This is a genomic window from Streptomyces sp. NPDC060049 (genome assembly GCF_042736715.1).
Taxonomy (GTDB): domain Bacteria; phylum Actinomycetota; class Actinomycetes; order Streptomycetales; family Streptomycetaceae; genus Streptomyces.
This window is the reverse complement of the sequence record NZ_JBHWVV010000023.1, coordinates 1-15,178: the sequence shown is the minus strand read 5'-3', so window position 1 is coordinate 15,178 and position 15,178 is coordinate 1. Positions and strand designations below refer to the sequence as shown.

14 protein-coding genes and 3 pseudogenes are annotated in these 15,178 nt (G+C 68.9%); 11 read left to right on the top strand and 6 right to left on the bottom strand.

Features of this window, described 5'->3' with window-relative positions:
- Nucleotides 1-865: 865 nt before the first annotated feature.
- Both ACFWBY_RS32070 and ACFWBY_RS32065 read left to right on the top strand, forming a co-directional pair.
- Nucleotides 866-1,238, top strand: a pseudogene (locus ACFWBY_RS32070) (ATP-binding protein).
- 733 nt (nt 1,239-1,971) lie between these two features.
- Nucleotides 1,972-2,181 carry a three-helix bundle dimerization domain-containing protein gene (locus ACFWBY_RS32065; protein ID WP_385334117.1) on the top strand — a complete coding sequence of 70 codons (210 nt, stop codon included), beginning with the start codon at nt 1,972-1,974 and terminating at the stop codon, nt 2,179-2,181.
- 124 nt (nt 2,182-2,305) lie between these two features.
- Here ACFWBY_RS32065 and ACFWBY_RS32060 read toward each other — a convergent pair.
- Nucleotides 2,306-2,404, bottom strand: a pseudogene (locus ACFWBY_RS32060) (FKBP-type peptidyl-prolyl cis-trans isomerase); the annotation flags it as partial.
- A gap of 238 nt (nt 2,405-2,642) precedes the next feature.
- Here ACFWBY_RS32060 and ACFWBY_RS32055 point away from each other — a divergent pair.
- Nucleotides 2,643-3,992, top strand: a complete 1,350-nt coding sequence (locus tag ACFWBY_RS32055) for a PP2C family protein-serine/threonine phosphatase (RefSeq protein WP_385334115.1) — start codon at nt 2,643-2,645, stop codon at nt 3,990-3,992.
- Nucleotides 3,989-4,360 carry an STAS domain-containing protein gene (locus ACFWBY_RS32050; protein ID WP_385334113.1) on the top strand — a complete coding sequence of 124 codons (372 nt, stop codon included), beginning with the start codon at nt 3,989-3,991 and terminating at the stop codon, nt 4,358-4,360. The genes ACFWBY_RS32055 and ACFWBY_RS32050 overlap by 4 nt, the downstream gene beginning before the upstream one ends.
- Nucleotides 4,361-4,561: 201 nt before the next feature.
- Here the strand turns inward: ACFWBY_RS32050 and ACFWBY_RS32045 are convergent, their stop codons facing one another.
- Nucleotides 4,562-4,915 carry a PRC-barrel domain-containing protein gene (locus ACFWBY_RS32045; protein WP_385409733.1) on the bottom strand — a complete coding sequence of 118 codons (354 nt, stop codon included), beginning with the start codon at nt 4,913-4,915 and terminating at the stop codon, nt 4,562-4,564.
- A 374-nt stretch (nt 4,916-5,289) separates the two neighbouring features.
- Entirely contained in the window at nt 5,290-5,475 is a 186-nt protein-coding gene (locus ACFWBY_RS32040; RefSeq protein ID WP_385344644.1) for a hydrophobic protein, read from the bottom strand.
- Between the two features lie 323 nt (nt 5,476-5,798).
- Here ACFWBY_RS32040 and ACFWBY_RS32035 point away from each other — a divergent pair, with 323 nt between their 5' ends.
- Nucleotides 5,799-5,972: a CsbD family protein gene (locus ACFWBY_RS32035; RefSeq protein ID WP_385344639.1), complete on the top strand. Its 174-nt coding sequence runs from the start codon at nt 5,799-5,801 to the stop codon at nt 5,970-5,972.
- Between the two features lie 379 nt (nt 5,973-6,351).
- Here ACFWBY_RS32035 and sigJ read toward each other — a convergent pair whose 3' ends face one another.
- Nucleotides 6,352-7,299: an RNA polymerase sigma factor SigJ gene (sigJ, locus tag ACFWBY_RS32030; RefSeq protein WP_385344636.1), complete on the bottom strand. Its 948-nt coding sequence runs from the start codon at nt 7,297-7,299 to the stop codon at nt 6,352-6,354.
- A 169-nt stretch (nt 7,300-7,468) separates the two neighbouring features.
- On the opposite strand from sigJ, the gene ACFWBY_RS32025 reads away from it, so the two are divergent.
- The 3 genes and pseudogenes from ACFWBY_RS32025 to ACFWBY_RS32015 all read left to right on the top strand — a co-directional run.
- On the top strand, nt 7,469-8,458 hold the full coding sequence (locus tag ACFWBY_RS32025) for an NAD(P)H-dependent oxidoreductase (protein ID WP_385344633.1): 990 nt from the start codon (nt 7,469-7,471) through the stop codon (nt 8,456-8,458).
- Nucleotides 8,459-8,910: 452 nt separating this feature from the next.
- The gene (locus tag ACFWBY_RS32020) at nt 8,911-9,342 is read left to right on the top strand and encodes a hypothetical protein (protein WP_385344631.1); all 432 of its coding nucleotides are present in this window, start codon (nt 8,911-8,913) and stop codon (nt 9,340-9,342) included.
- Nucleotides 9,343-9,423: 81 nt separating this feature from the next.
- Nucleotides 9,424-9,693: pseudogene (locus ACFWBY_RS32015) on the top strand (transposase); the annotation flags it as partial.
- Between the two features lie 375 nt (nt 9,694-10,068).
- Here the strand turns inward: ACFWBY_RS32015 and ACFWBY_RS32010 are convergent.
- Nucleotides 10,069-10,302: a hypothetical protein gene (locus ACFWBY_RS32010; RefSeq protein WP_385344647.1), complete on the bottom strand. Its 234-nt coding sequence runs from the start codon at nt 10,300-10,302 to the stop codon at nt 10,069-10,071.
- Nucleotides 10,303-11,590: 1,288 nt separating this feature from the next.
- On the opposite strand from ACFWBY_RS32010, the gene ACFWBY_RS32005 reads away from it, so the two are divergent.
- Nucleotides 11,591-12,088 (top strand): hypothetical protein, encoded by a 498-nt coding sequence (locus ACFWBY_RS32005; protein WP_385344629.1) that lies wholly within the window; start codon nt 11,591-11,593, stop codon nt 12,086-12,088.
- A 143-nt stretch (nt 12,089-12,231) separates the two neighbouring features.
- On the top strand, nt 12,232-13,350 hold the full coding sequence (locus ACFWBY_RS32000; protein WP_385344626.1) for an IS630 family transposase: 1,119 nt from the start codon (nt 12,232-12,234) through the stop codon (nt 13,348-13,350).
- Nucleotides 13,351-13,369: 19 nt separating this feature from the next.
- On the opposite strand, the gene ACFWBY_RS31995 is transcribed toward ACFWBY_RS32000, so the two are convergent.
- Entirely contained in the window at nt 13,370-13,663 is a 294-nt protein-coding gene (locus ACFWBY_RS31995; RefSeq protein WP_385344623.1) for a hypothetical protein, read from the bottom strand.
- A gap of 216 nt (nt 13,664-13,879) precedes the next feature.
- Here ACFWBY_RS31995 and ACFWBY_RS31990 point away from each other — a divergent pair, with 216 nt between their 5' ends.
- Nucleotides 13,880-14,149: a DUF6233 domain-containing protein gene (locus ACFWBY_RS31990; protein WP_385344620.1), complete on the top strand. Its 270-nt coding sequence runs from the start codon at nt 13,880-13,882 to the stop codon at nt 14,147-14,149.
- Nucleotides 14,150-15,178 lie beyond the last annotated feature (1,029 nt).

Here is a 15,178-nt window from a genome sequence, read left to right as displayed (position 1 = left end):
AACGGGTGAGCCTCGCCGAGGTATCCCGAGGAACTCCGAGGAATCCGGAAAGCGAGGACGACCGGATACGAGCGTCCCTGGCGACCCAACTCGCCAGCAGGGACGTGTCCCTCCAAGGGGTGTCCTGCCCGGTGCTCGGCCAGTCCGGCGCCTGTACCCGCAGCTTCCCCGTGGGGGACACAAAGCGGGGAAATCGGGACGACCCCTGGGAGACCCGTCCGCGGCGCGGGGAGGGCGGCTCTGTCGGCGGTCAGCCGGCCGCCGCAGCCGGCCCTTGCCCGAACCGCGGGACATCGTCCGCGGTCACGTCCATGCGCAGCCGCTTGAAGCGGAGCGGGTGCCGGAAAACGCCCATCAACGGCCCGATCAGCGCTGACCTCCGCCACCAGATCCGGACGGACCAACACCACATCCAGGACGTCACGGCTCCCCCACGCCGCCGTGAACCGCACGCCCTCGAAGGGGTGGCCGGGGCCGGCAGCGGCGAGGTGCTCGCCAACCTGTCGGGACACCTCCGGGCGCAGCGGGACTGTCCGGCCCACCGCGCGCAGTCTGCCCGCCGCGTCGTTGCGGCCGAGGACGAGGAGCCCGGGGCGGGTCAGGGTGCCCGTGATCGCGCCGATGATCGCCTCTGTGGTGTCCCTGTGGCGGACTTGGTCCAACCTCTATATCCGGTCAGATAACGGCTGGTCAGAGGCTTAACGACCAAGCCTTCGACCCCGGACACCTCCGTCCAGGACTCCAGCCACTCACGCGCCTTGGCCAGGTCCGCCGTCATCGGACACAACGTCCACGGCGCCGTCAGGGAGTGGTCGGTGAACAGTTCCTCCAGCAATGCGCGCGCCCGCCACACCGGTCCCGGCAGATGAGCGTCACCGTCTCAACCGCCCGCTCCACCACATCCGTCGCCGGAGCTCGCGGCAGCGCCCAGCACTTCCTCGCAGACCTCCTGACGGCACTCTCAGCCGAGGCCGCTGAAACCGTGGTCATAGTCGTCTCCGAGCTCGTCGCCAACGCCCTGCGCCACGGCGGCGGAACCTGCACCCTGGACCTGCCCGCACACCCCAACAGCATCGAGGTGGCCGTCCACGACAGCAGCCCGCGAACCCCGCGCATGCGGACCCCCGACCTGAACGGCGGAACCGGAGGCTTCGACTGGCCCATGGTCAGCCCCTCGCCCGCACCACCGCGGTTACCCCCCCGGCGGCAAGACTGTCAGCGCCATCCTCGCTCGTTAGCACCAAGGCACCGCGACCCGCCACCAGCCGGGTGACCCGTCGCTCCCTCCAAGGCCGTAAGACCCGCCCGGACGCCATCGGGCGCGTTCGTACTGGGCCAAGGCGCGGCCGAGGCCGAGCCGGTCGATACCCGTCGGCTCCACCTTCATGACGTCAGCCACGACGCGACCGGCAACCCGATGGTCAGAAAGGCGACGGTGTTACGTGCTCGACGGGTGGGTTCACGCACCGGAACGGATGGGCCGGCACCCGGTGGAGCGGCTGGGCGCGACATTGCCTGCAGGGGGGGTGAGGTGTTAGATCCCGTCCTCCCCGAAGAGCATGGCGAACCCATACGTGATCATGGAAAGGGATGCGAGGAGAAGAGCGATCGCGGTGAACCCGAGCAGGGATGCGGCGGGTATGCCGCGAGTCGGCCGTTGACCCTCCCGACGATTCTCGCTCCCCAGGGGAGAAGAGTTTCGCGTCATACCGGGCAACTCCCCCACATATCAGCCGCTAACCCAGAACGGCGTCCTCAAGTTCCTGCGCCGGGTTGGCCTCGACCCCGACACCACACCGTTCTCCGCACAGACTGTGCCTCACGGGGGCCCGCGACCGCCTGGACGCAGTGCAGCCGGGCAGGTGGCCGGACGGGGAAGAGCGGCGTACGGATGTGAGGTGAGCCTGCTGGATCAGGCCGTGTCAGACCAGCGGGCCGTGGAGACCCTGATTTGTGGGATAGAAGGTGCGAATGATGGAAACCGAGGACGCCCTCATAGTCCGCCACGTCGCCGAGCGTCTGCTGAAGACCCACCCCGGCCTTGGTACGGAAGCAGTCGACGGCGCCGTGCAGACTGCATACGACGAGCTCCGGTACGCCCGGGTGCGTACGTATCTGCCGGTGCTGCTGGAGCGCAGGGCCGGGGACCTGCTCGAGAAGGGCTCCCACGGCCGCCCGTAATCAGCGCACAGGGACAGGTTCCCCGCAGTGCGCCGGGCGCCCGGCCAGCCGGCCGGTTTCACCCACCGCCTGAGGGCCGCCGCCAGATGGTGGCGGCCCTCATGCCGGCGGATCAGCGGTGATCACCGCACACCTTCATGCCCTCCACGCCCATGTCCCAGCCCTTGTCGATCGGGCCGGCTCCCAGTTCGAAGCTGAACGTCTCGCCGCGGTTCCAGTTGGCGAAGATGGAGCATCCCGCCAGCTGGGGTCCTTGCAGTGGCAGACCCTTCGCGCGTGTACTCGGATCGGTTCGCCCTGGCTTCTTGACGCCGGGAAGCTGGTCTAGGCTGCCGCCGTCGTCGGCCACCGAGGCCGGCGCGGCAAAGGAGAGGAAGACGATGCCGCAAGCGCGACACGCGACCGGCTCGGCGGACACGCCGAGCCGGCGGACGCTCAGTGCGGTAGAAGAAGCGGCCCGGATGGACGCCGTGCGCCGCTACGACATCCTCGACACCCCGCCCGACGGCGCGTTCGACCGCGTCGCGGCGATGGCTGCCCGGCTGTTCAAAGTGCCGGTGGCGAGTGTGACGATCGTGGACGAGGACCGGATCTGGTTCAAGGCCGCCCACGGCCTGGACGGCGTCAGCGAGATCAACCGGGAGCCGGGCCTGTGCGGATCGGCGGTCCTGGCTGACGAGACGCTGGTGATCCCTGACACGCTCACCGACCCCGTCGCCTTCAACAACGGCCTGGTCACCGGGCCGATGGCGGTCCGCTTCTACGCCGCCGCCCCGATCATCACGCACGACGGGCACCGGCTGGGCACCGTCAACATCCTCGACACCCAGCCCCGCCTGATCACCGAGGACGACACCGCCACCCTCGCCGACCTGGCCGCCATCGTGCTCGACGAGATGGAGATGCGTCTGGCGGCCTTGAACGCCCTGCGCATCGAGCAGGAGCGGCGCGTCGAGCAGGAGGAGGCCCGCGAGCAGGCGGAGCGCGATATGGCCGCCATCCAGGCGTTCGCCTCCACCCTCCAGCGCACCCTGCTGCCGCCGGCGCTGCCGGTGGTGCCGGGGCTAGAGCTGGCCTGCCACTACGCCACCGCCTCCCCGCAGGATGTAGGCGGCGACTTCTACGACGTCTTCCCCCTCGACGGCACCAGGTGGGCGTTCTTCCTCGGAGACGTATGCGGCAAGGGCCCCGAAGCGGCCGCCGTCACCTCCCTGACCCGCTACACCCTGCGCGCCGCCGCGCAGATCGACCCGGACCCCGACAAAGTCCTCACCTCCCTGAACACTGCGCTGCTCCTCGACCCGGCCGTCGGCACCCGGTTCTGCACCGCCGTGTTCGGCGTCCTGGAACCGCACGAGAAGGACGGGTTCACTGTCATGGTGGCCACCGGCGGGCACCCCCCGGCCTACCACCTGCGCGGCCCCGGGATGGTGGAACCGGTGCAGCCCAAGGGAGGCATGCTCATCGGCGCGCTCGCCGAGGCCCGCTTCGCCTCCCACACCTTCCACCTCGCCCCGGGCGAAGGACTGCTCCTCTACACCGACGGACTGACCGAGGCCCGCACCCTGGGCGGAGACATGATCGGTGACGGGGGCCTGACGCGCTTCCTGGCCGCCCGCACCGCACCCGTCAGCGCGACGGCGGTCATAGAAGACACCGTCGACCTCCTCGACACCATGCCCCACGGCGCCGGAGACGACGTCGCCCTCCTGGCCCTGTCCGTCCCCCTGGCCGACGCCGGAGCCGGCCTCACCGCATCCGCCACTGCCCACAGCATCGCCCCCGCCGGCGAGACGGAGAGCCGACCATGACCGACTTCCGCCTCACCGCACAGCACACCGAAGGCGACCTCGCCCTGGCCCACGTCGCCGGGGAACTCGACATAGCCACCGCCCCCCACCTGCGCACCCAGGCACTGGCCCTGATCGAAAAAGGCTACCGCCACCTGATCCTGGACCTCCAGGCCGTCACCTTCTGCGACTCCTCCGGCTTCAACGCCCTCGTCGGCATCTTCCGCTGCGCCAAGGCCGCCGGCGGCACCCTGGTCCTGGCCGCCGTCCCCGACCGCCTCCAGCGGCTACTCCACCTGACCGGCCTCGACAGCCTGCTGCCCGCCCACCCCACCGCCGCCCACGCCCTCACCGCACACCCCCGCAGCCAGGACACGGCCACCGCATAACCTCCAATGGCGACCGGCAGTCCCCCACCCGCCGGACGAAGGACGGCGCCGCGTTCCTGAGCGCGCGCCCGAGGGGAGAGCGGCCACTTCGGGCCGACTACGTGTAAAGGCGCACCCTGGGCAGCGGCTCCATGGCATGGCAGAGGCGGGGGCGGCAACCAACTGGTTGCCGCCCCCGCCTCGTACAGCCGTGTCCGTCGGTTACAGGCGGTGCGGGCCGTCGTAGTAGCCGCCGACCTGGCGGTGGTAGTCCGCGTCACCGAGGTGCTTGTCCTTGTCGAACTCCGGAGCGTTCTTGATCTGCTCCTTCGTCCGGTCGACATAGATCTTCTCGTCGTTCGCGTCGATCCGGCTGATCGTGCCCGCAGGCAGGAGGACTTCCTTGCCGAAGATCCACGGACCGGTGTCGACCACGATGTATGAGGAGCCGACCTCATCCGAGTGCTTGTCGACCTTGCCGATGGAACCGTCGCTCGCCTCGACCTTGTACCCCGTCAGATCCGCGCCGGCCGAACGGCCGGCGGTCTCGCGGTAACCCCAAAAGTTCTCAGTCATGCGAAAAACAACTCCTTCGGCCAAATGGGAGACGGAGGGGACATGAATTCCCGACCGGTTTTCCCTTTTTCCGTACTGCGTTCACGGCCGGAACTCTCATTTCCGGCCTGACCACCGCCTGCCCCGCATTTCGTCCCCTACACACCTTGGCGCGAGCGGGACCGAGACGGCCGTCGATCATTGGAGGTGAGCAGGTCCCCTGCTGCGTCACGGCGACCGTCCCGGCATCATCACCAATACCCCCGATATCCGGTTTCACCCGGTACCGCAAAACCAGCACCCCGCACATGCCAACATGGCGGTGGTCTGCCACCCACGACCGGGGGTGGCAGACCACCGCCACATCACATCTGAACTGCGGTTCTATAGATCGGCTACCAGCGATACCACCGGCCGCTGCTGCCCTTCGGACGAGCGACGAAACCGATCAGCCACAGGATCAGGACCGCGATAGCGACCCACCAGAGAATCTTTACCGCAAAACCAGCACCAGCGAGAACTAGAACCAGCAGAAGAACAAGAAGCAGGGGAACCATATTTATCAACCTCCGAGCAGCCATCTGCCCGACCATCCCTCGGCCATGCATACAAAACTTACTGTTTCTTATCGGTGCAGGCGGGAAGACATGTGCGTCGCATCGACGCCCCCGCCCGGAACTCAGCGGTTCTTGCCGTAGGGGCCGACTACCGGTGGAGGAGTCGACCGGTAACCAGATCGTACGTGATCAGGCGGGCGCCGACGGCGGCCTTCGCCTGGCACGGTGCCGGTCTGGTTGTCGGAAGGCCGGCTCGGCGAAGTCGGTACCCGGTACGGGGTTTGCCGGTACCGATCGCGAGCAGGAGGGTCGTCACGACCAATCCGGTACGTCACGAGGAGGTCCCGATGTCGGGCACGGAGAAGAGCAAGGCTCACGCCGAGCAGGCCAAGGGCAAGGCCAAGGAAACTCTCGGCCGGGCCGTCGGCAACGAGCGGATGACCGCCGAAGGCCACGCCGACAAGGCCAAGGGCAAGGGCCGCCAGGCCAAGGAAGACGTCAAGGACTCCTTCCGCCAGTAGCCCGGTCGAGCGGCCAACGCCGTCCCACCCTCCTTTGGGCCCCCGACCTACTCCCCCAGGTCGGGGGCCCACCCACGTCTTCTCCCCGAGTGCATCGCATCCGCTCAACTTGCGATGACGGTCCGCTCGCCATGACGGGCGACGGCGTGCACGCGCGCCGGGATCAGGCCTGGATCTCCTTCTCCTTCACATCGACGCGGCCAGATCAGGGACTCCCCCGAGTACGACAAGGACAAGCACCGCTCGGCCAGTACTACGGCCGCGGCGGAACCGGCCTCTGACCATCCCGCCTGCGGCTCCTCACACGCACGGGAGCCGCGAATGCTGCGGCGGATGATGCGGACGCACTTGAGGTGCCACGCTATCGAAGTCCAGCCGGTCAGCCCGCCGTCCACGGGCGGAGTTTGTCAGGGTTGCGCACTGCCCAGATGTGCGTGATCCGGTCGTCCGCGACGTCGAACGCGTACACGGCCACGGTGACGCCTTCGTGCTCGATCACCAGACCGGCCCGGCCGTTGACCGTGCGCTCCAGGACCGTCAGGCCGCCGGACGCCCGGACGGCGAGGTCGGTAAGGTAGCGCGCGATCCTTTCGCCGCCCTCAATCGGGTGGAGCGCGGCGGCGACCACGCCGCCGCCGTCCGCCGTGAACGTCGCGCCGGGGGCGAGGAGTCTGACGAGGGCGTTGATGTCCTGCGCGTGCCACGCCTGCTTGAAGTCCCTGACGAGGCCCGCCTGGTGGGCTGCCGGGGCCGCTGGAGGCAGGGAGGCGCGGACGCGGCGCCGGGCGGAGGAGGCCAGTTCGCGGCATGCCGCCGGGGTACGGCCGGTGATCCCGGCGATCTCGGCGAACGGGTAGCCGAAGACATCGTGCAGGATGAGTGCGACGCGCTGAGCCGGGGTCATGGATTCGAGGGCGACGAGAAACGCCATGCTCACCGACTCGTCGAGTGTGACCCGGTCGGCCGGGTCCGCGGGATCGGTCGCGGCGGTGCCTGGGCGCCCGCTGATCCAGTCGGTCTGCTCGGGCAGCGGCTCTGGGATCCATTCGCCCATGTAACGCTCGCGCCGGACCCGCGCCGAGCCGAGGAGGTCCAGGCACACGCGGGTGGCGACCGTCGTCAGCCAGGCGCCGGGGGACTCGATGGCGTCCTGCTGCTGTCGGGACATGGCGTACCAGCGGGTGTAGGTCTCCTGGACCGCGTCCTCGGCCTCGGCAAGGGAACCGAGGAGCCGGTAGGCGAGACCGATCAGCCGCCGCCGCTCGCTGATGATCCCGTCCAAGCCTGCGTCGGACTCGTCGTGCCGTGACTTCGCGTGATCGGTCATGGTTCCGGTGGCTCCCTGATCTCGGATCGTCCCTCGGCGGTCCGACGAGACAGCACGTCGGATTGTCAGGTCTTCGACTCTCCCTGACGTTCCGCGGGGTCGTGTCGTCATACCGCTCAGAGACGCCACCGGCCCGGAGAAACCGGGTTTGACACATCAGGAGACAGCGATGACCAGGATCGGAATACTCATCGGCAGCACCCGCCCCGGCCGCAAGGGCGACCAGGTCGCCCGGTGGATCCACGAGCGGGCGGCCCGCCGCGGCGACGCCGCATTCGAGGTGATCGACCTGCTCGACCACCCGCTGCCGCATCTGGACGAGCCGCTGCCCGCGCTCGCTGGGCGGTACCAGCACGGGCACACCCGGACATGGGCTGACACCATCGCCCGCTTCGACGGATTCGTCATGGTCACCCCCGAGTACAACGCCTCTATCCCCGGGGTGCTCAAGAACGCGATCGACTACCTGTACGCGGAGTGGACCCACAAGGCCGTTGGGTTCGTCTCCTACGGCGCTGGCGGCGGCGCCCATGCGGCCCGGCAGCTGCGGGCACTGTGTGAGCTCCTCCAGATGGGTGCAGTGACCCCGCAGGTCTCGCTGTCCCTGCACACCGACTTCGAGGACCACGCGACACTCAAGCCGGGCGCCCACCACGTCAGCGCCCTCGACACACTGCTGGATCACGTCGTCGCCCAGAGCACGGGAGGACGGACAGCCACCCCCACACAGCGCGAGACTGACGAAGCCGCGATCGGCCGCCACATCGACGGGATCATCGACGCGCTCCAGGCCAAGGATTTCGAGGGTCTGAGGCGGCTCTACTCGACGGACGTCGTGTCCTTCGACATCGATCCGCCGCTCCAGCACGTGGGGATCGACGCGAAACTCAAGAACTGGGCGAACGTGTTCACCTTCTTCCAGGAAGTGACCTACGAGGTGCGCGACCTGATGCCCACGGTGGGCGAAGACGTGGCGTTCACACACGGCTTCGGCCGCCTCAGCGGCACGCTGCCCGACGGGACGGCGGCGGGCGGCATGTGGGTCCGGGTCACCTTCTGCTTCCGGAAGATCGACGGCGAATGGCTGATCACGCACGACCAGGTCTCCGTGCCACTGGACATCCTGGGAGGCAAGGGGGTCGTCGACCTCGAACCATGACATCAACGGGCCCTGCGCCGCCCCGCCCGGGTCGGGGCAGGGCAGGGCAGGTGCGCGGCTCCGGTGGAGTCAGTACTCGAGACTCGAGCCCGTCCAGACCACACCCGCCGCGATCGACGGCCGCATCTGGGACCTGTCGATCCCCATCGAGACCCACGGCGGCAGCCTCAACGCTCCTGGCCGCCAGGTCCTCATCCTCCCCGGCCGCAAGTGGGCCCAGTCCCCCGCCACCTGCCCGGTCTCCGACACCGCCCCCGGCGAGTGGATCGGCACCGGCCCCGCCGAGGTCCTGGTATGCACAGGCTGCGGCCTCGACGTCACCTGACCGCCGCGGGCCGGCTCCCGCCCCACCCGGGGCGGGAGCGCCTCAGGCGCCCGCGCGTCAAAGCAGTGCGTCGGCGCCACCCGCAACGTGAGCGCCCCTAGAGCAGGAGTCGCATCGTTGTACCGGCATGATCAGTACACAGCAGATCGCCGGTGATAACGCCGCCCTGGACCTGATGCTGGCCCACCTCACCCACGACGCCGAGGCCATCGCCTCCGCCACGGCCGACAGCACCGCCTGCCCGACCACCCAGGCCTACGCCCGCCAGCAGCTCTGCGGACTGCTCCACGACGCCGTCCTCGCCCGCCCCAACTTCTCCCTCAACCGCCCGGCCGTCCTCGGACCCGCCGGACGGACCTGGCTCCAGCACGTCACCATGAACGGACCCGTAGCGGACACCGTCATCGCCCTCGCCGACGAGGGATCCGACCCCCGCCACCACCTCGACGACAACCAGTGGATCGCCACCTACGCCATCCGCGCCGTCGCCCGCCTCATCGACGTCTACGGACCGGCCGTGGCCGCCGAACGCCTCACCCAGCTCCGGGACGCCGGCTGACTCCCAGACCAAGTACGCGCGCACCACGGTCTCGTGAAGACCCGATCACGGAGCCCGACACCGAGCTTTCGCCCGACTGGGGTGGTCGTCGCGGTCCGCTACCTGGTCGCGGGCGGTATCACCTGGCGGTCGATGCCAGCGGACTTCCCCGCGTGGGACCGCGTCTACGCGTTCTTCCGACGTTGGCGCGACAAAGGCTGGACGGCTGAGTTCCACGACCGGCTGCGGGACCGGATCCGTGAAGCGGCCGGCCGCGACCGGGAGCCGACGGCGGGCATCATCGACGCCCAGTCGGTGAAAGGCGCCGCCTCGGTGCCAGCCGCGAGCAGGGGCTTCGACGGCGGCAAGAAGTGGCTGGTCTACCCGGGCGGGAAGTACCACACGGAAACAGCCCGGAGCGTCTTCATTCGCCGCCTCGGCAGGGGTGAACAGCAGCGCGCGGTGCCCGTCGAACTTCTACTCAAAGGCAAGATCGCGCACGAGCGCCGGCACCGACTCCACGGCCTGCGCCAGCATCGGCTCTACCGGTGGTCTCAGCGTCACCCTGGAGCCTTCCTCACGGGTCTCACCCTTCCAGGGTCCACCGGACCAGACGAACCCGGCCCGGCAAGTCATCCATCCCAAGGGGCCGGCTGGGCCGACCCGGAACGGGCGCAGCTCCGCCCCGGCACAGTGACAACGCTCTGTAACGGGGCGGGCATGGTCTGGTCCGAGGAGGAACGGCCTCTAGGTGAGCTGGTCACCTGTCCCTTCGAGGTCGGCGATCGCGTTGATCACGTTTCCGATCCCGTTGTTCACCGAGTCACCGAAGGTCTGCGAGTTGAGGTTGAACGACTCGTCCCGTGCGACGCTTCCGATATCGCCCAGGCTGTCACTCTGATCAGCCATTGCGGTTCCCGTGAACGACAGGGCGGCCCCCGCAAGGGCGACAGCAGCAAGTACCCGCTTGGTGTTGTTCATGCCCAGCCAACGATCTTGAATCCTGCCGGGTTACTCGACTACCAGGCTTGCCAGTCTCGAACAGTTGAGCGAACACAGAGGAATGGCAGGTCAGGCACCGCGCGGCCAGGCCGCACCCCACCCACCCCAGACCAGCAGACTCCCGCCGGTCCGCGTGCTGCTGCCTGACGGGCGAGGTGGCGGGGCGGCTCGTGCGCAGATGGCAGACCGATACGGGCCAGTGGGTCTACCGAGTAGCCCTGCGCGGGTGGATCAGCCGCGCGGCGAGCACCGGAGTGGACCTGACCCCTGAATTGATCGAGCTAGACGTGCCAGCCACCCGCGTGCGGCCCGTACCCGGCGCTTCGTGCGACGCTGTCCCAATGCTCCGCCGGCGGGCGCCCTCCAGCCCGCCCCTGGCGGCCCCGAACGCCCCCGTGTCGCCTGCGCCAACCCCCGCACCAGCAAACCCACCCGGGTGGCTCTGCGAGCGCGTACGGGGAGCCGCAGGCACCCCGGGAACCGGTCTCGCAGTGCGGTTCCACCAACCAGACTGCTGGGCCAACTCAGGCGGCAAGGGCGGAACCCTCACCACCGAGGAGGCGCGCTTCATGATCGCCACCGACCCCATCGCGACCGCCTGCGACGCCTGCAAGCTCTCAAGGCCCTTACCAACTCAAAGACGTAGCGCACCGCTCCGTACGACCACCGCGGCCGACGGCATGACACGGCATGGCTGCGTAGGTCGAAACCGACTCTCGCCAACAAAGCCGCCGCGCACGACTCCCCCGGCGCGGTATTGCACTCGACGCACCGCCGCGCAACCGGGCGGAGGGAGGAGAGTGGGGCGGCCCGGTCGTACTGCCCCCGACGTGCGGGCACGGGGCCTGGCCCGTGCACGCCATATCGGCACGGGCTGCACCGACCCTAGCCGCGCCCCGGTGTGACTGAGCGCTTCAGTTGGCGGGATTCGCCATGTACGGCGCTTACTACAGGCGGATCTGTGACCAGCGGTGATGCGAGTTCGCACCTAGTCTAGGACCTGTCCGGCGGATCATCGCCGGGGCTGCGGCGTCTGGCGTGGCACCTCGCCGCGTTGCCGAAACGTCCCGACAGCCACGTTCTCGCGGATGCCGCGGGCGGTCCGGGCGGAGAAGGACGCGGCCGGCGAAATCGACTGGCTGGTGTCGGTCGACTCGACGATGGTGCGAGCCCACCAGCACGCCATGGAGGGCTTCCGAGGGTGCTTCGGATCGGTCACCATGGAGGTCCGTCGGCGATCCGAGGGTGGGGATGAGCGAGGGTGGGGATGAGCGAGGGTGGGGACGTTCTGGACGGGCAACCGGAGCAGGTCGGACCCGCGCCGTGGCTGGCGCTGGCCTGTCTGGTCGGGCTGTTTCTGGCCTACGTCGTGCTGACGAACTTCACCGGAGAGCTGCGGGCGGCGCTGTGGGGCGAGCCCGGGACCGTGACCGAAGCCGGCTGCCGGACGTACGACAACACCGTGGCCAATGCGGGAACGTCGACGTCCTGTTCGGGCGCCTTCACCCCGGACGACGGCGGCTCGTCGTTCGGCGTCCCCGTCGAGGGCGACATCGATTCGCAACCGGTCCGTGCGTGGCTGGTGGACGGTACGTCCGGCACCGCGTACGTCTCACCAACGGTGTGGGCGGGGGTGCTCCCGGTGGGGCTGTCCCTCCTCCTGGCCGGTCTCCCGACGGCGGTGACGGTGAAGCACGTGCGCCGCATCCACGCACAGCGCCCTAGCGAGCCTCTTCAAGGATCAGCCCCAGAGTCGAGTGCGTGATCGACGACGACGGGTACAGCGAGCACGTCACCTGGCTCGACATCGACAAGCCGGGCCTCTGGCTAGTGCTGTGACCGGGAACGTTCGCCGGGTTGCTTGTGGTGCCGTTTGGAAATGCTTTCCCGGACCAGTGGGGAGGCGGGATGGCGAAACCGGTCCGGGTTCGCGGGCTGACCGAGCAGGAGGGCCAGAAACTCCAACACATCGTCCGGCGGGGTAGCACGAGTTCGGTTCGGTTCCGGCGGGCAATGATGCTCCTGGCTTCGGCCGGCGGGAGCACGGTCCCGGTCATAGCCCGCCTGGTCCAGGCGGACGAGGACACCGTGCGCGACGTGATCCACAAGTTCAACGAGATCGGGCTCGCATGCCTGGACCCTCGCTGGGCGGGAGGCCGTCCCCGCCTTCTCGATCGTGACGACGAGGACTTCGTCGTCCGGACGGCCACCACCCGCCCGACCGTCCTGGGCAAGCCCTTCACCCGCTGGTCGATCCGCAAGCTCGCCGATCACCTGCGACGCAACCGTGCCCGCCCCGTCCTCATCGGCCGGGAGGCCCTGCGGTGCTTACTCGGCCGCCGTGGGATCTCCTTCCAGCGCACGAAGACCCGGAAGGAGTCCCCTGATGTGGACTTCGACGTCAAGCTGGCCCGGATCGAGTACGCGATCAATGAGCGGCCGGACCGCACTTTCGCGTTCGACGAGTTCGGACCGTTGGGAATCCGCCCCACCGCGGGCTCCTGCTGGGCCGAGCAGACCCGGCCCGACCGCTTGCCGGCCACCTACCGGCGCACCCACGGAATCACTTACTTCCACGGCTGCTACTCCGTTGGCGACGACCAGATGTGGGGAACCAATCGGCTCCGCAAAGGCATCGACCACACCTGGGCCGCCCTGAGAACGATCCGCGCGGCCCGCCCGGACGGCGCCCCGATCTACGTGATCCTCGACAACCTCTCCGCCCACCTCAACTGGAGAGTCCGCAGGTGGGCCACCCACAACAAGGTCGAGCTGTGCTTCACTCCGACCTACGCCTCCTGGGCCAACCCCATCGAGGCGCACTTCGGACCACTACGGCAGTTCACCCTGGCCAACTCGAACCATCCCAACCACACCGTCCAGACCAGGGCCCTGCACGCCTACCTGCGCTGGCGCAACAAGAACGCCCGCCACCCCGACGTCCTCGCAGCACAACGACGCGAACGCGCCCGCATCCGATGCGAGAAAGGGCTCCGATGGGGCGGACGGCCGCTGATGGCGGCCTGACCCTTCACAGACGCCAGGGTCACTCAGTCTCGACGTCGGCCGGGCGCCGGTGCCCGCAGTCGATCTCGTCGCCGGCGACATCCGTGACATATCCGTGGACCCCGTTGAAATGCACGGTTACAGAACCTGGCCGGTAGTCCACCTGGAAGGGCTCGTTGCCGAGTGTCGTCCCCGGCCAGGGATCGCCTTCGGTGGAGCCGACCGTCCAGACGACAAAGGTCTCACCGGGACGGAGCCAGTGGTCACTCCCGTAGCACTCCAGGACCAACTCCAACAGCTCGGCACCGTTGTTCCGAACGCGTAGCCGTGCCACCGGTGCAGCCTGTGCTGTCACTGTTCCTCCATCACCAACCGACCCTCCTGCCCCAGCAGAGTACGCAAGTGACTCCTCAGCGGAACCGGCGAACCTTTCCGGTCACAGCACTAGCCCGGCGTATCCGGTCAGCGGTAGGGGCTCCAGCGTCCACAGCGGGCCATCAATCTGCGGGCGGCGTCTTCGTCGAGACCCAGGGCGGTAGCGGCTTGTTTGGTGTCGAGCTCGCCCGCGGTGCCGCGGGCGGAGCTGGAGGCGGAGCTGGCCGCCGAGGCGGTCCGCCGGCCCCCGCCTCCGCCGCCGGACTGGAAGCTCGAATCCATCCGGACCGGGGCCGGACCGAAGGCTCTGCGCGTCCACGTCGGGGATTGCGCGATGAGCGGCGGCAAGCCCCTCGGCCGTAAGGAGGCCCGCCGGATGCTCTCCGAAAGCGTAGAGCCCTGCCCCTACTGCAGGCCCGGGAACGCACTCGGCATGACCGGCTGACCGCTGGCCTCCAGGCGGCGGGTACGTTCGCAGGTAAGGGGTGCGGCCCTGGCCACCAGAAGGCCGCGACGGGGGCCGCGCCCCGACCCGTGTCCCGGAGCCGGACGCAGGCGTTGAGCGGTACGGCGTGGACCCCTGGCCCATCTTCCGCGGCGGCCTGCGCAAGACGGCCCTGCTCCACCGCCCGTGAGGCAGGGTCATCTCCACTCCCCCGGCAGCCTCACCATCCGAGCGCCGCCATCGGTCACCCCGCAGCTGCAGCCGGGGCCCCGCCGAACCGGGGTACGTCATCGACGGTCGCGTCCAGGCGCAGGCGCACAACCGGATCGGGTGCCGGTAACGCCGCCGCGGTCGACGGAGGTGTCGGCGCTGATCTCCGCGACGAGGTCCGGCCGGACCAGGGTGGTGTCGAGGCGTCGCGAGTGCCCCAGGCCGAGGAGAACTTCGCACCGGTCCACGGATGGCCAGGGCCGGCTGGGGTGAAATGCTCGGCAAGCGTGTGGCCGCGTCGGGGCGCAGTGGGACGGTGCGGCCGACGGGGCGGAAGCGGCCGGTCGCATCGTGGCGGCCGAGGACAAGGAGCTGAGGCCGTACGAGGGTCCCGGTGATCGCGCCGATGATCGCTTCGGTGGTGTTCCTACGTCTGATCTTGGTCCAGGCACGGTCGCGGACTCCAGGCCGGTAGCGCGGGTCCATGTTTTTCACGAGGATCCCCTCAACCCCTGACACGTTGGTCCAGTCCTCGACCACTCCCGCGCCTTGGCCACGTCCGTGGTCATCGGGCACAGCGTCCACGGCGCCGACAGTCCCCGCGCCGCGAAGAGCACCTCCAGGCGTCGGCAGCGCTCCCGGTAGGACTGACGCCGAACACCCCGAACACGCCCAGTTCGGCCAGCACCTCGATGCCCTCGAAACGGGTGAAATTTCTGCCCTTCGACCGCTGCTGAAGCCTGTGGGGCTATGACGTGAGATAAACAATGGCGGCGCCGCACAGAAGGCTTTGGGGCGCCGCCCGTGTTTATCTAAGTG

Bases quoted from the DNA above. Each gene is read 5' to 3' on its own strand.
- sigJ (WP_385344636.1), bottom strand. From the start codon at position 7,299: ATGACCGATCACGCGAAGTCACGGCACGACGAGTCCGACGCAGGCTTG.
- ACFWBY_RS32000 (WP_385344626.1), top strand. From the start codon at position 12,232: ATGGCGAAACCGGTCCGGGTTCGCGGGCTGACCGAGCAGGAGGGCCAG.
- ACFWBY_RS32020 (WP_385344631.1), top strand. From the start codon at position 8,911: ATGATCAGTACACAGCAGATCGCCGGTGATAACGCCGCCCTGGACCTG.
- ACFWBY_RS32065 (WP_385334117.1), top strand. From the start codon at position 1,972: ATGATGGAAACCGAGGACGCCCTCATAGTCCGCCACGTCGCCGAGCGT.
- ACFWBY_RS32025 (WP_385344633.1), top strand. From the start codon at position 7,469: ATGACCAGGATCGGAATACTCATCGGCAGCACCCGCCCCGGCCGCAAG.
- ACFWBY_RS32010 (WP_385344647.1), bottom strand. From the start codon at position 10,302: ATGAACAACACCAAGCGGGTACTTGCTGCTGTCGCCCTTGCGGGGGCC.
- ACFWBY_RS32035 (WP_385344639.1), top strand. From the start codon at position 5,799: ATGTCGGGCACGGAGAAGAGCAAGGCTCACGCCGAGCAGGCCAAGGGC.
- ACFWBY_RS32045 (WP_385409733.1), bottom strand. From the start codon at position 4,915: ATGACTGAGAACTTTTGGGGTTACCGCGAGACCGCCGGCCGTTCGGCC.
- ACFWBY_RS32040 (WP_385344644.1), bottom strand. From the start codon at position 5,475: ATGGCTGCTCGGAGGTTGATAAATATGGTTCCCCTGCTTCTTGTTCTT.
- ACFWBY_RS32005 (WP_385344629.1), top strand. From the start codon at position 11,591: ATGAGCGAGGGTGGGGACGTTCTGGACGGGCAACCGGAGCAGGTCGGA.
- ACFWBY_RS32050 (WP_385334113.1), top strand. From the start codon at position 3,989: ATGACCGACTTCCGCCTCACCGCACAGCACACCGAAGGCGACCTCGCC.
- ACFWBY_RS32055 (WP_385334115.1), top strand. From the start codon at position 2,643: ATGGACGCCGTGCGCCGCTACGACATCCTCGACACCCCGCCCGACGGC.